12 protein-coding genes are annotated in these 13,273 nt (G+C 69.4%); 7 read left to right on the forward strand and 5 right to left on the reverse strand.

Annotation, left to right across the window (positions count from 1 at the left end):
- A partial coding sequence (locus tag EAH86_RS08345; protein WP_140739076.1) for a transposase occupies positions 1–377 on the forward strand: 377 nt, incomplete at its 5' end.
- Between the two features lie 174 nt (positions 378–551).
- On the opposite strand, the gene EAH86_RS08350 is transcribed toward EAH86_RS08345, so the two are convergent.
- The gene (locus tag EAH86_RS08350) at positions 552–1,283 is read right to left on the reverse strand and encodes a DUF4386 family protein (protein ID WP_161988598.1); all 732 of its coding nucleotides are present in this window, start codon (positions 1,281–1,283) and stop codon (positions 552–554) included.
- A gap of 174 nt (positions 1,284–1,457) precedes the next feature.
- On the opposite strand from EAH86_RS08350, the gene EAH86_RS08355 reads away from it, so the two are divergent.
- Together EAH86_RS08355 and EAH86_RS08360 are read left to right on the forward strand one after the other, a co-directional pair.
- A complete protein-coding gene (locus EAH86_RS08355) occupies positions 1,458–2,657 on the forward strand; it encodes a sensor histidine kinase (RefSeq protein WP_161988599.1) in 1,200 nt (399 codons plus the stop codon).
- Positions 2,654–3,301: a response regulator gene (locus tag EAH86_RS08360; RefSeq protein WP_140739085.1), complete on the forward strand. Its 648-nt coding sequence runs from the start codon at positions 2,654–2,656 to the stop codon at positions 3,299–3,301. The genes EAH86_RS08355 and EAH86_RS08360 overlap by 4 nt, the downstream gene beginning before the upstream one ends.
- Positions 3,302–3,439: 138 nt before the next feature.
- On the opposite strand, the gene EAH86_RS08365 is transcribed toward EAH86_RS08360, so the two are convergent.
- Entirely contained in the window at positions 3,440–4,159 is a 720-nt protein-coding gene (locus EAH86_RS08365) for a hypothetical protein (RefSeq protein ID WP_140739088.1), read from the reverse strand.
- 174 nt (positions 4,160–4,333) lie between these two features.
- On the opposite strand from EAH86_RS08365, the gene EAH86_RS08370 reads away from it, so the two are divergent.
- From EAH86_RS08370 to EAH86_RS08385, 4 genes are all read left to right on the forward strand, one after another.
- Entirely contained in the window at positions 4,334–5,476 is a 1,143-nt protein-coding gene (locus EAH86_RS08370; protein WP_140739091.1) for a sensor histidine kinase, read from the forward strand.
- Entirely contained in the window at positions 5,473–6,135 is a 663-nt protein-coding gene (locus EAH86_RS08375; protein WP_140739094.1) for a response regulator, read from the forward strand. The genes EAH86_RS08370 and EAH86_RS08375 overlap by 4 nt, the downstream gene beginning before the upstream one ends.
- 1,211 nt (positions 6,136–7,346) lie before the next feature.
- Positions 7,347–8,066 (forward strand): ANTAR domain-containing protein, encoded by a 720-nt coding sequence (locus EAH86_RS08380; RefSeq protein ID WP_140739097.1) that lies wholly within the window; start codon positions 7,347–7,349, stop codon positions 8,064–8,066.
- 1,343 nt (positions 8,067–9,409) lie between these two features.
- A complete protein-coding gene (locus EAH86_RS08385; protein WP_206665818.1) occupies positions 9,410–9,553 on the forward strand; it encodes a hypothetical protein in 144 nt (47 codons plus the stop codon).
- Here EAH86_RS08385 and lgt read toward each other — a convergent pair.
- The 3 genes from lgt to EAH86_RS08400 form a co-directional block, all read right to left on the reverse strand.
- Entirely contained in the window at positions 9,542–10,432 is an 891-nt protein-coding gene (lgt, locus tag EAH86_RS08390) for a prolipoprotein diacylglyceryl transferase (RefSeq protein WP_140739100.1), read from the reverse strand. The two genes, EAH86_RS08385 and lgt, sit on opposite strands and share 12 nt — an antisense overlap.
- Before the next feature lie 288 nt (positions 10,433–10,720).
- Positions 10,721–11,218: a MarR family winged helix-turn-helix transcriptional regulator gene (locus EAH86_RS08395; RefSeq protein WP_140739103.1), complete on the reverse strand. Its 498-nt coding sequence runs from the start codon at positions 11,216–11,218 to the stop codon at positions 10,721–10,723.
- Positions 11,215–12,642, reverse strand: coding sequence for an MFS transporter (locus tag EAH86_RS08400; protein WP_140739106.1), 1,428 nt, complete (start codon positions 12,640–12,642; stop codon positions 11,215–11,217). The genes EAH86_RS08395 and EAH86_RS08400 overlap by 4 nt, the downstream gene beginning before the upstream one ends.
- Positions 12,643–13,273 lie beyond the last annotated feature (631 nt).

The raw sequence follows: 13,273 nt of genomic DNA on the forward strand, positions 1-13,273 counted from the left end.
GCAGCTGGCGCCCTGACCTGCTCGAGGAGTTCGGCGTCGGACCGATCGTGGCCGCGACGGTGTTGTGCGCCTGGTCCCACCCCGGCCGTATCCACTCCGAGGCGGCGTTCGCGATGCTCGCCGGCGTGGCACCGATCCCGGCCAACAGCGGCCAAGTCACCACCCGCTATCGGCTCAACCGTTACGGCGACCGCCAGCTCAACAACGCACTGCACACCGTGGTCCAGAGCCGGATCCAGTACCAGCCAGCCACCCGCGACTACGTCGCTCGCCGCACTGCCGAAGGCAAGACCGGCCGCGAGATCAAACGCTGCCTAGCCCGCTACGTCGCACGCGACCTATACCGGCTCCTTGAAAACACGCCCACAGCTGCTTGACGAAGCATAGGAGCGTCGCTCCTGGCATGGATCTCTGAACCGTTCCGACGGGCCCCCGTCTGGGGCCTTGATCAACTCGAGAGTCTCGATCCCGTACGGCTGCAGATCACGCAAATCCGCCGGTGTTGCGGAAGACGCCGTGTTCGCCAACGTCGCGGCAATTGGCCTGCGGCGTCATGCCGGTGGGGCGTCATAGTGGATCGTGCGGGGTTCGGTCGCGCCGACGCAGTCGGTGTGGCTCGGAGCCTCGGCTCGCAGGGATAGGAGTACCAGGGCGGCGCCGAGCGGCAGAAGGGGCACGGCGGCGGTGAGGAGGCCGCCGGCGCTGCTGGCTGGGACCAGGAGCGGTCCGAAGAGGGTGAGCACGCCGAGCCACGTCGGGACGGTGCGGGCTCGCAGGAGGGCGATAGCGAAGAGGGTGCCGCCCAGGACGAAGGCCGGGGCGAAGAGGAAGGGCAACCCGAGGATGCCTTGCTGTGCCACCTCGATGACGGCTCGGGCGGTGTCCGGGTGGGTAGGCACCAGCGCGGACATCACCAGGGTCTGCATGACGTCGCCCGCACCCAGGGCGATGGCGCCCGTCCCCCATAGCGCTGCCGCGATGGTGGCCAACCGCGCACCACGTCCGGTGACCAGCCGAAGCAGCGACACGAGACCGGGCACGAGAAGGAACGCGCCGAGCGCGATGCTCAACCCGCCCATGGTCCCCCTAAGGTGGTGGGCGGTGAAGTCCGCGAGATAAGCCGCGGTCCCCTGACCGGAGTCGATGCTCAGGGCATGCCCGGCCACGATGCCGACGCCGGCGCCCGCGAGGGCCAGGGCGGAGAGGCGCCGCCGCAGCGGCGTCGAGGGGGTCTGGGCCGGCGGGGTCGAGGTCGACTGGGCGGGGATCACGCTGTTCGTCATGGTGCTGTCCTTCATGGTCGGCTGTCGCCTCGGATGGGGCGTTGCACGACACTAGGTAGGCGGACCGTCGGCCCGGATCGGCCGCAGCGACCAGAGCGCACCTACCGCGCGGACCACCCCAGCTCATCCCTGAGACCGATCTACCGGCCCCGCCGGTCGGCCTACGCTCGCCCCATGAGCAGATGGCACGGGCGCACGCAGCCGCTCGACGCCGCGATCGCGCTCGGCTTCGCTGTGGTCGCCGAGATCGAGCGGTCGGTGTCCTCGACGAACGTGCTGCAGGGGACCGCTGCGCCGGGGCTGGACGCCGTGCTCGTGGTGGTGCCGGTCGTCCCGCTGCTGTGGCGGCGACGGAACCCGTTCGCGGTCCTTGTCGCCACCACCGCCGCCCTCGGTATCGTCGGCGGTCTGTTCCACGGCACGATCTGCTTTTTCGGCGGCCTGTTTGCGTTGCTCACGGCCCTGTATGCCGCGTCGAGCTATGCCAGTGCCGCAGCGGACAAGGTGGCCGTTGCGGTTCCCTTTGGCCTCTACGGCCTGTTGCCGCTGTTCGCTGGCAGCTACTTCAAGATCCCCGGCGACCTCGTCTTTGCCACGGTGCTGACGGCCGGGACCTGGCTGGCCGGTCAGGGCGCGCGACGGTGGCGCAGTCAGAGCCAGGCGCTGGCGGCAGCGCTGGTGGAGGTCGAGGCGGCCCGGGCCGCCCAGGCCGAGGTCGCCGTGCAGGCCGAACGCACGCGACTGGCGCGTGAGCTGCACGACATCGTCACCCACGGCCTGAGCGTGGTCGTCCTGCAGGCCAACCGGGCCCGGCTGGAGCTGCACGACCGCCCGCAGGAGGCGGCCGATGCGATCGTTGCCATTGAGTCGACCGGCCGGGAAGCCCTGATCGAGATGCGCCGGCTGCTCGGGATCCTGCGCGCCAGCCCCGATCGCAGGCTTGAGCCCGGTCTGGAACCCGCGCCCGGCCTGGCGAGCCTGCCCACCCTGCTGGAGCGGTTGCGCCGGTCCGGGCTGGACGTCGTCGCCAGCGGGAACGCCGGCCCGGCCCTGCCGACGGCGCTGGACCTCACGGCATACCGGATCGTCCAGGAGTCACTGACCAACGCGCTCAACCATGCGCGCCCTCCGGCCGCCCGTGTCGAGCTCACTCGGCTCGACGGCTCGCTGCGGCTTCGGGTGACCAGTCCAGGCGGCCAGCCCAGACAGGCTGGGGCCGCCCTGGCGCCCCGCGCCAGCAGGGGCCAGGGACTGGTCGGCCTCAGGGAGCGGGTCGGCCTGTTCGGCGGTACCTGCCATGCAGGCCCGACGACGGACGGTTCGTTCGTCGTCGACGTCACCCTGCCCGTGCCCGAGCATGAGGCGGCGTCGTGATCAGCGTGCTCCTCGCTGACGACCAAGCCCTCATCCGCAGCGGCCTGGCCGCGGTGCTCGACCCTGAGCCCGACATCGAGGTGGTCGGCGAGGCGAGCAACGGCCGGCAGGCGGTGACCGCCGCGACCCGGCTCCGGCCGGACGTGGTGCTGATGGACATCCGGATGCCGGAACTGGACGGTCTGGCCGCGACCCGGGAGCTGACCGCTCTACCGGGCGGTCCGCGCGTGGTCATCCTCACCACCTACGACCTGGACGAGTACGTGTATGCCGGTCTCAAGGCCGGCGCGAGCGGCTTCCTGCTCAAGGACGCCGAGCAGGGCCGGATCATCGAGGCCGTGCGGACCGTGGCCGCTGGGGAGGCGCTCCTTGACCCCGGCGTCACCCTACGGCTGATCGAGTCGTTCGTCGCTTCGCCCAGCCCGGCGCCGAGGCCGGGGTTCGCGTTGACCCACCGCGAGGACGACGTGCTGCGGCAGATGGCCAAGGGCCGGTCCAACGCCGAGATCGCCGGCGCCCTGTTCCTCAGCCAAGCGACAGTCAAAACGCACGTGGCCGCCCTGCTGGTCAAGATGCGCGCCCGGGACCGACTGCAGGCCGTCGTGCTGGCCTACGAGTCCGGGATCGTCCGACCCGGCGGCTGAGACCCCCACGGTGGTGTCCGGCCTGGCCCGCGTGGCCCCGTATGCGCATGAACGTCCCGTCTCCGGGGGCCAGGCGACCGGGCACGGTTCCGCCCCGGTCGCCTGGCCGTCGAGTGCCAAAACAGTCTCACGTCACCCTCAGGCCTGCTGGCCCTGCCGGAGCGAGTCGGCCACCGCAGGCTGTGATGGTGCAGGCAGGTTGGCCGGGGTGCTCCAGGAGTGGGCTGGGCTGCGCAGGATCGCGATGGCGGTCCCACCGAAGGCGGCGAGAAGGCACACCGAGGACAGGTAGGACGCCGCGTCGCTGACCGCGCCACCGGCGAACTCCACGACGAGGAAGGCGATGAGCGTGGCCGGGACCCAGCGTGCGACAACCTGGGACCGCCACAGGCCGACGGCCAGCAGAAGCAGGCCGACAACGGTGCCAGCCAGGCCCGCGAGGGAGAAGAGCATGACCGGGGTGTTGCCCATTTGGTCGACGAGGGCAGCATACGCAGTGCGACGACCCGCGTCGGAGTCTGTGGCCATGGCGACCTGGAGCAGCATCACGCCGCCGATAACGGCGTGCCCGAAGGCCCCCAGGACGGCCAGGGTCGCGCCGCTGGCGGACAGCTTGGGCGCCCTGGATCGGAGCAGGTGCCCGATGCCCAGGACGCCCACGATCAGGGGCAGCTGGGCCAGGACGAAGGTCGCGGCCGAGATGGCCGCGGACGGCGCGGCGTCCCGCAGGGCGGAGAGGCGCTGTGCGCCGTCTCCGGTCAGGGCGGGCTGGAGGGCGACCGAAACTGCGGAGAGGACGGCGGTCGCGATCAGGCCGGCGGCCGCAATGTTGCGTCGGTAGGTGGATGGCTGGTTCATGGGTGCTCCCGTAAGGGTCGGGCCGCGGGCGCGGCTTGGTTGACGCATCCAGCAAAGCCGCGGGACGAGGCGCGCGTCATCGGTCGCGGGAGCACATCGGGTGGCCTCAGGTTGACTGCGCGATCAACTCCGGATGATGGTGCCGGGGTGGCGTGGCGACCTATCGTTCACGTCATGAGACGAGCGCTGGTCGTGGATGCCGGGCTGGCGGTCGCCGTCGCGGCCGTCGGCGCCGCCGAGGTCCTCTTCCCGTTCAGCTCGCGGCAGGGCACCGGCTCTCTGGCCATGACCGCGGCCCAGGCGGTGGCGGCCGGGCTCGTGCTCGGTGTGCGCAGGGTCCGCCCGATCGCACCCCCCGTGGCCCTGTTGGTCCTTCTCCCGCTGTGCATGGCGGTCGGCCCCCTCTATCTGCTCTTCTACGGCCAGTTCCTGCCCCTGCTCCTGGCGGCGTACTCGGTCGCCCGGCACGGCAAGGGACGGACGCCGTATGTCGGACTGGCCGCCCTGGCCGTCCTGCTCGTCCTCGGCGAGCTGGCCATGCCCCTGTTACGGGCGCCCGGTGAACGGGTCTTCCACTGGGCCGTCCTGGCCTTGGCCTGGGCGGCCGGCTGGGCCCTGGCCCGCTACGAACGCAGGACCTCGGCTGCCACCCGCCGAGCCATCGACGCCGAGGTTGCCGCGGCGACCAGCGCCCTGGCGGCGGTCGCCGCCGAGCGGGCCCGGATTGCCGGCGAGCTGCACGACATCGTGGCCCACGCCGTCAGCGTGATGGTCGTGCAGGCCGGCGCCGCCGAGCAGGCAGTGACCGATGATCCTGCTTTCACCCAACAGGCTCTGGCCAGCATCCGCAGCACTGGGGCGACCGCGCTGGCCGAGATGAGGCGCGTCGTGGAGGTGCTCCGGGACACCCAGGGCGACCGGCTGGCCCTGGCGCCACAGCCGGGCATGGCGGCGATCGGGGAGCTGGTCGAGGCGGCGCGCTCCGGAGGTCTGGAGGCAACCTTGACCATCTCCGGTGACCAACGCGAGCTGTCGCCCGGACTGGAGCTGTCGGCCTACCGGATCGTGCAGGAGGCCTTGACCAATGTCCGGCGTCATGCGCAGGCCACGGCCGTCAGCGTCGCCCTGAACGTCGACGACTCGGCCGTGCGGATCCTGGTCCAGGACAACGGCACCGGCGCGCGGAACCCGGTGGGCGGCCACGGCCTGGTGGGCATGCGGGAGCGTGCCGCTCTCTACGGCGGGAGCGTAACCACCGAGGACGGCTCCGAGGGTGGTTTCGCCGTCCGGGCCGTGCTACCCAGCGGCGCGCGATGACCGGCGACCCGGTCCGGGTCGTCCTGGTCGACGACCAGGAGCTGGTCCGAGTCGGCTTCCGGCTCGTCCTGGAGCGGGCAGGTTTCGCGGTCGTCGGCGAGGCAGCCGACGGACTCCAAGCCGTCGCGGTGGCTCGGCAGACCACCCCCGACGTCGTCCTGATGGACGTCCGGATGCCACGCATGGACGGCATCGAGGCCACCCGACGCATCGTCGCCGCACACCCCAGGACGCGCGTCCTCGCCCTGACCACCTTCGACCTGGACCGCTTTGTGTACGCGGCGGTCAGCGCCGGCGCCAGCGGCTTCCTGCTCAAGGACGTTCCGCCCGACGACCTGGCCCACGCGGTGCGGGTGGTGGCCCGTGGGGAGGCGATGCTCGCGCCTGTCCTGACCCGCCGGCTCCTGGAGCGCTTCACCAGTAGCCCAACCCCAGGGCAGCTTCCATCACCGCTGCGGGACCTGCCCGAGCGCGACCTCGACATCCTGCGGCTCGTGGCGCGCGGGCTGTCCAACGCCGAGATCGGAACCGAGCTGCACCTGTCCCTGAGCACCGTCAAAACCTATGTTTCCAGGCTCCTCACCCACCTCAACCTCCGCGACCGGCTCCAGCTGGCCGTGCTGGCCTATGAGTCAGGCCTCGTCACGCCCGGACGCTGAGCGCGCGCCAGTTTCGGCGTCGCGCAACAGCACCACCTTCGACAAGCCACCTCGCCGGGCAGCACGCCGACTCCCCATTGGTACTGGCGAACAACGCCATCTCTGGGGGCGGTGACATGGCGTTCCCGCATATCGCCGGAAGCCTTTGAAGACCCGCGAGAGGAACCTCCTCAAGTCGGCTAACATCCGGCAAACGCGCGGGGAGGCCCGCGTCCGTCTCGCGGCCGAAAGGACGCGCAAACGGGGCTCGAACCAGATCTTCGAGCCGCACGCGGTTTATACGAGGTCTCGACCTCATCTCCCGTCGGATCCGCGGGCAGCAAGTCCTCGTGGAGGCCGACTGCGGCCGTGATGAGGGGCCGCTGGAGGTCCTCTTCGCTAGTGAGCAGGAAGAGCGCATGGAACCGTTGCCCATACGCTGCAAGCCCCGCGGACACGTCTATCCAGAACACGCTGCCGTCGGCATGACCGCGCGGGTCGCGGCATGTCCAGTCGATTCGGGGATGTAGCGCACCAGGTGTCACCTCGAACCGCTGCTTACCTCCCCTGCACGAGCTGGCCGGAGGGGAGGAGCAGTGGAGGGGCGGCTTACGCCGGGCCATATCGGCGAGTATGTCGATCTTCTCGAACTGCGGCTCGGAAAACAGGACGCCGGCATTCTTCATGTCGGCGTCAGGATTTGGGCTTTCTGATGCGCGTGGCACGCAATGAAGAGACATTCGCCCGCGACGACACGCTGCGATGCTTGATGCGAGAGAAGCAGTACCAGTCGGGTGCGGGCGCCCTCCGACTGGAGAGGCGGATCGTCCGAGTCCTTCAGGACGTCCGAGGACATTCGCCCTCACCGCTCCCTTTCGATATGACCGAGGATTGGACGAGCGAGCGGTTGAGTCCGCGCCCAGCCGGGCAGGGACATGGTGCCGCGGCCTGAGGTTAAGGGTCAGAGCCCCCATCCCGCTCCTCCCTCGGGTCGTGGCCTGAGCGGGACGTTTCCGCAGGCCAGCGCCTGGGTGGGCAGGACGTGTCGCGGCGCCAGTGTTAGGCAGGGGGCCATGGTGGCGCCGCGACACATCACTACTAGGGGCTCGGTGCGTGCCGGGCGGGCCGCCCCTCGAACGCTTAGGTGACAGGTGGCGGCCGGAAGGGTTAAATCACCTCAACACGCCCAAGAGTTGAGAAGCCGCCCCGGTAGGGCTCGAGAGGAACCTTCGATGCCCCGCGAGCTGGACGAGACATGGCGCTTGCTTGACGACTTCGCGGAGGCGGCCCGTCTCCTACAACGTCAAGGCGACAGTGCTGCGGAGCTACTTCCGGTGATATGCGAGCTGGCCCGGAAGGTGGTCGGTGGCGACCACGCGTCCCTGACCACGGTGCGCGCCGGAAGGTTCACGACGCTCGCGGCCACCAGCGACCTGCCCAGCGGCGCCGACCAGATCCAGCACGACACCAACCAAGGCCCATGTCTGGACGCGATCGGGACCACTGACGCCATCAGGGTCGACGACCTGTCCACCGACGCTCGATGGCCAGCGTTCGGGCAGCTGACGTCGACCCGGCTCGGGATGCACAGCCTGCTCCTGCATGTCCTGCCGGTGGCCGACGACGCGGCGGTCGCCGTCAGCGTCTACGCCGCCCGCTCCCAGGCGTTCTCGCCGGAGCACGAGACTCTGTTGGGGATCTTCGGAGCCACGGCCACCGCCACCCTGCGCGCTGCCCGCCATGACGACAGGGCCCAGCAGCTTGAACGGGCCCTGCACACGAGCCGGCGCATCGGCGTTGCGCTGGGAATCCTCATGACCATCCGTCATGTAACGCTCGACGAAGCCTGGACCCTGCTGTCCAAGGAGAGCCAGGACACGAACGTGAAACTGTCCAAGCTCGCCGAGCAGGTCCTCGAAACCGGAGACCTACGACGGCCCCTCGCAGGCTGATCCGCTAGGACCGAACCGTCCTCTGTGGCTATTGTCGATGTTGGCGCCTTGCCCGGACCCGCACGCCAGCTTCGATGGTGTCTGCCCGGGTCCAACAGCGCGGCTCGGGGGACGAACCATCAGGGTGACGTGCAGTGCGGGGAAGCACTGGCGTTGACGGCGCAGTGTCCCCACCTCGTTTGCGGAGTGGGGCACTGTTGCTGTCTTGACGTCGAGAGTCTGGGACAAGCGAATCCCCTCGACCCAAGGGGGGTTTGGGGAGGGGACGCGCGCTATCCATCCTGCCACCGCCGCGCGAGCCACGCATATGGCCAGTTATGACCATTGCAGCCGGTTCCTGCCCGAGCGCACACTCGCTGCGGGTAGAGGTGCCCCACGCCGGAGGGGATTCAGGGGGACAGGCGTGGGGAGCCTCGCCGCCCCCGTCACCTTGACGTAGGACCTCTGCGCGTCGTTCGCGTGGCCTGCCGTGGATACCTTTGCAACAGCGCGGCCTGCGACCTGTCCCTCACCGGGGCCGCGTAGCCGCCCTGCCGACCCCCTGTGCGGCGGGGCGGTGCCCAGTTGCTGAAGGGCCGGGTCGCGTTCATTGCGGCCGGCCAAGTCTCGCTTGCGCGTCGGTCAACAGGACCAGGAAACGAGCGAACTCGCCCTCGGGCATCCCGCAGGCGGTCGCTAGGTGCGCCAAGTTCCGACGCGCCACGGCCGAGTCTGTGGCGTGCCGTGCCATCAATATCCCGAGGGCAACGTTCCAGAAGAACTCGGGCGAGGAGAGCATGCGTCGCGCCCTCCCGTCCTGGCCACGTGCGGCCGGTTGGTCGCTCTCTCCGACCGATCGTAGATGCGCTCTGGTAGGTACAGCACCCCAACCGAACCAGCGCGGTGGGGGTGCCGTGTTGATGTCGAGAGGTCAGGCGTTGCGGAAAAGGTCCACCACGTCGACGCCCAAGAGGTCTGCCATCGCCTCGACGGCGTCCACCCCGACGTTGGTCGGCCCCCCGGACAGCAGCCAAACGCAGACGGTCCGGACGGATGCCGTTAGGAAGCTGACCTAAGTAGTCGCCTTGGTCCGTCGAAGGAGTCCTTCTGTGCCGCTTGCGTGGGCGGCCAACGCGGCTACTAGAGACTTCCTAGCAGGACCGGTGTCTGGCCAGACTCGGTCCAGGTGTCCGGCGGAAGGCTCTCCGCGCGGCTGCCCACTTTGTCGTTTGAGGTGTGGCTCTCTTTCGGTCTGCAATCCGTCGGGCACCGTGACGAGGCGTGGCTCGAAAGGGGACTGCCCAGCTCGTAGTAGCACTGCTCACCTCGCCGTCCCTATCGGTGCGAGGAAGCGGGAGAAGGCAATGACAAAGGTGATCATCGGGGTCGATCCCCACAAACTGTCGGCCACGATCGAGGTCGTCGACCAGCACGAGAAGCTGCTCGGGTCGGGCCGGTTCAGTACCGACCAGGCCGGCTTCCGGCTGCCGCCGCCGTCATGGGCATGAGGAATCTATATCCGGCCCGGGAGGAGCGTGGAGGGGGTCGCCCTTCCGGGGACGTGCCCCGAGGAAGTATGCGGTGGCGCTGATGAAGATGAGCAGGCTGGTCCAGTCGTTGAGGCGAAGGCCCAGGATGTGGTTGGCGGTGTCGATGCGGAGGTATTCGATCCATGCCCGACCGGCGGTGTAGGTCGCGACGTAGAGGGCGAAGGCGCGTCCGCGTGTCAGGGAGAACCGGCGGTCTGCCCATAGGACCAGTCCGGCCACGCCGAGGCACCACAGGGACTCGTAAAGGAAGGTCGGCTGGAAGGTGGCGTATTGCTGGTAGCCGGGCGGCCGGTGCGCGGCGTCAATGTGCAATCCCCAGGGAAGGGTGGTCGGGGCGCCGAAGAGTTCTTGGTTGAACCAGTTGCCCCACCGGCCGAACGCTTGGGCGATCGCGATGCCGGGGGCTGCGGCATCGGCGAACATCGCCACGGAGACTCCTGCGCGCCGAGCGCCGATCCATGCACCCAGGGCACCGAGGGCAACGGCCCCCCAGATGCCCAGGCCGCCTTGCCAGATCTTCAGGGCGTTCCATGGGTCGCGGCCGGGCTGAAAGTACAGCTCAGGGTCGGTCAGGACGTGGTACAGCCGACCCCCGGCGATACCGAATGGGACTGCCCAGCCTGCGATGTCCAGCACCACGCCGGGCGGGCCACCGCGGGCGCGCCAGCGCCGGTCGGTGATTAACACGGCCACCGCGATCCCGGCCAGGATGCACAGGGCGTAGGCGCGGATGGGTACCGGGCCCAGGTGCCAGACCCCTTGGGAGGGGCTGGGGATGCTCAACGGCAGGCGGGCAAGGTCCAGCCGGGTGTGGTTGGCCAGATCCGGGGTGGGCATCAGCGGGGCCATACTGCGAGGGCAACCGCCCACAGGGCCGTGCCGGCTATGCAGCCGGCCACCGCGATCAAGTCACGTCCTGACGCGGGACGGCCACGGCGTGCGGCCGCGGTCCGGGCCTGCACGCTGCGGACGGTGTTCGCGAGGGCTAGGAGGTTGAACCCAGTCGCGGCCAGCGTGAGCGCTGGGTGCAGCCGCAGCATCGGGAGCATGAGCAGCGTGACCAGCATCTGCCCGGCGAAGACGTGCCACCACCCGCGAAGCGGGAGACGTTCTCGGGTGGAGTCTTCAGCCGATCGGGCGGACACGGGGATCCCCATCATCGTTGGTGTGGTCGGTGTGCTCGTCCAGTAGCGTCACGAGTCGGTTCATCACCGGCATCGCAATGGTGATGATCTGTTGCTCTTGGGGGGTCAGTGCGGCTAGTGCGCTCGTGAGGGAAGTGATGTTGGTCTGCCGCCAGGAGGTGACCTGAGCGACCCCCGCCGACGTCAAGGAGTAAGTCACCGCTCGCCTGTCGGCGGCGTTGGAGGCCCGCTCGAGCATCCCGGCGACGGTCAGGGAATTGGCCAATGTGCTGATGGAGTTGGGTGCCAGCCGCAGGACCTGGGCAAGCTCTCCAGGCCTTGAGCCGGGGCGTTCGCCGATGACGCTGAGCAGCTCAAGCTGGGCCACACTCAGGGTCATCGCCGGCTGAGCGGCTCGAGCGGCCCGTCGCATCGCCCGGCGTAGCCTGGCCACGAGATCAGCGAAGTTGGAGGACAAATCCGTCACTGGCGTCGTCATGGGCTCAAGATCTTCATGCCGCGGCGACGAACCGGCCCAGCGGTGAACGCCATCAGCAGGCAGGCGAAGGTCAGACCCGCCATCACCAGCGGTGGGCTGGCCCAACCATGGGCCAGGCCGACTCGCACCCCCACGGCCGTCAACGCCACTGCCAGCGACGTCCCCAGCGCACGCGCGACGTTGATCATGCCGCCCGTCACGGCTGAGGCCGACTTCGGCACCGAGGTCATCACCATGGCGTTGTTGGCCGGTAGCACCAGGCCCAGGCTCACCCCGCTGAGCAGGAGTAACCCAGCCACAACCAGCGGCGATTCCCACACCAGGCACTGGAGCGCCGCGCTGACCGCGGCGGCCGCGGCACCGACCCGAACTCGAACGGGGTTGCTGACGCGGCGACCCAGACGCGCGCCAAGCAGTGCCGCCACTGCGAACCCGGCGGGAAGGCAGGTCAAGACCAGACCCCCGCGCGCGGTCGGCATGTTCCAGTCGTGGAAAACCTGCGGGTAGAGCACCAGGGGAGCGAACAACGCCAGGTAGCCCAGCAGCGCCCCACCCAACCCGCTGGCAATTCCCGAGGCCCGCATCCGTGCAGGCGAGACCAGCGGCGCCCTAACCCGCCCCTCGACCCCCCAAAAGGCAGCACCCACACCCACCGCCATGACGCCGGCCACGGCCACCAGGACCCACTTCGGCCGTGCGTCCGCCAACTGCGCAAGAGTCCACAAGGTCAACAGGGTGCTCGCGCCCAACAGTGCCGATCCGGCCAGGTCGCGGGTGCCGCGCTTCCTCAGGTCTCGACTTCGCGGCAGCAGCACCAACCCGGCGGCAATCGCGATCACCCCAACCGGGACGTTGACCCAGAAAACCGAGCGCCAGCCGAACTGGTCGACCAACAGCCCGCCCAGCGCCGGCCCCCCAGCCAGGCCCAACGCCTGTGCCGCCGCCTGCACGCCCAGCGCAGCGCGGGCGTGGCCGCTGCCGACGCTGCGCACCACCAGCGCAACACTGTTGGCCTGCAACAAGGCCGCCCCCAGGGCCTGCACCGCGCGCGCGGCCACCAACCAGCCCAAACTCGGGGCCAGCGCACACCCGGCCGAGGCCATGGTGAACAGGCCGAAACCATACACGTAGAGGAGCTTGCGGCCCCGCGCATCCGACCAGCGCCCAACTGGCACCAGCATCACGGCGAGTACGCCCAAGTAGGCCAGCGACACCCACTGCACGCCGGCAAGCGGAGCGTGGAAGTCGGCCTGCATGCGGGGAAAGGCCAACGTGACGATGCTGGCATCGAGCTGGCCCATGAAGGCACCCAGACATACCGCCAGGACCGCACCCCACGGCGCCCGCGGATGCTCACGCACGCGGGCCGGCCGTGCCATCTCTCGGCCCCACCAGGCCAAGGCGGCGGCCTCGGTCTTCTCCATGGGTATTAGTCTGTCACAGACAGACTAATACCTCCATCCTGCACTGGGTCTGGCCGACGGAGCCGCCACCAATCGCGCCGCGTGAGTGGACAGCCTCGGCCCTGGCCGCGGAGTCGGAACAGGACGCCGCCGCAAGGCTCCCACTCCGGGGTCGGGGAATCAACACACCCGAGGCACCGCCGTCGCCCTCGCCGACGGACGTCGCGGCCGCCGGCAATGCCGCCGAGGTCCCCGTCAAACCTACGTCCCCACTCTGGGTCGCTGCCGAGACAGTCAGCCGAGCCGCGCAGCATCGCAGGGGGTCCGACGTCCGCCCCTGACCTGCGGGTGGAACCGACCTCGCGGCACCCGTGCCGACTACTCTAGGAGCCCGCTGCGGTCGTTGGTCCGCCGATGGTTCCGGAAAGGCTGATGACACCGTGCTTCAGCGTGTGAAGTGCCTTTTCAGGGGACACCAGTGGCGCCCGGTCCGGCGGTACGGCAGCAATCTGCTCGTCTGCCTCAGGTGCGGACAGATGACGGAGCGCGACACAGCTCTGGGACGAGCGAAGCGACAACGTCCCTGAGGACCACTCGCGCTTGAGTGAATGGCTGCCGTCGCGGGGGCGGTGCGATTGGCCGTCGGTGCCTG

The organism is Pedococcus bigeumensis (assembly GCF_006438965.1).
Classification (GTDB): domain Bacteria; phylum Actinomycetota; class Actinomycetes; order Actinomycetales; family Dermatophilaceae; genus Pedococcus; species Pedococcus bigeumensis_A.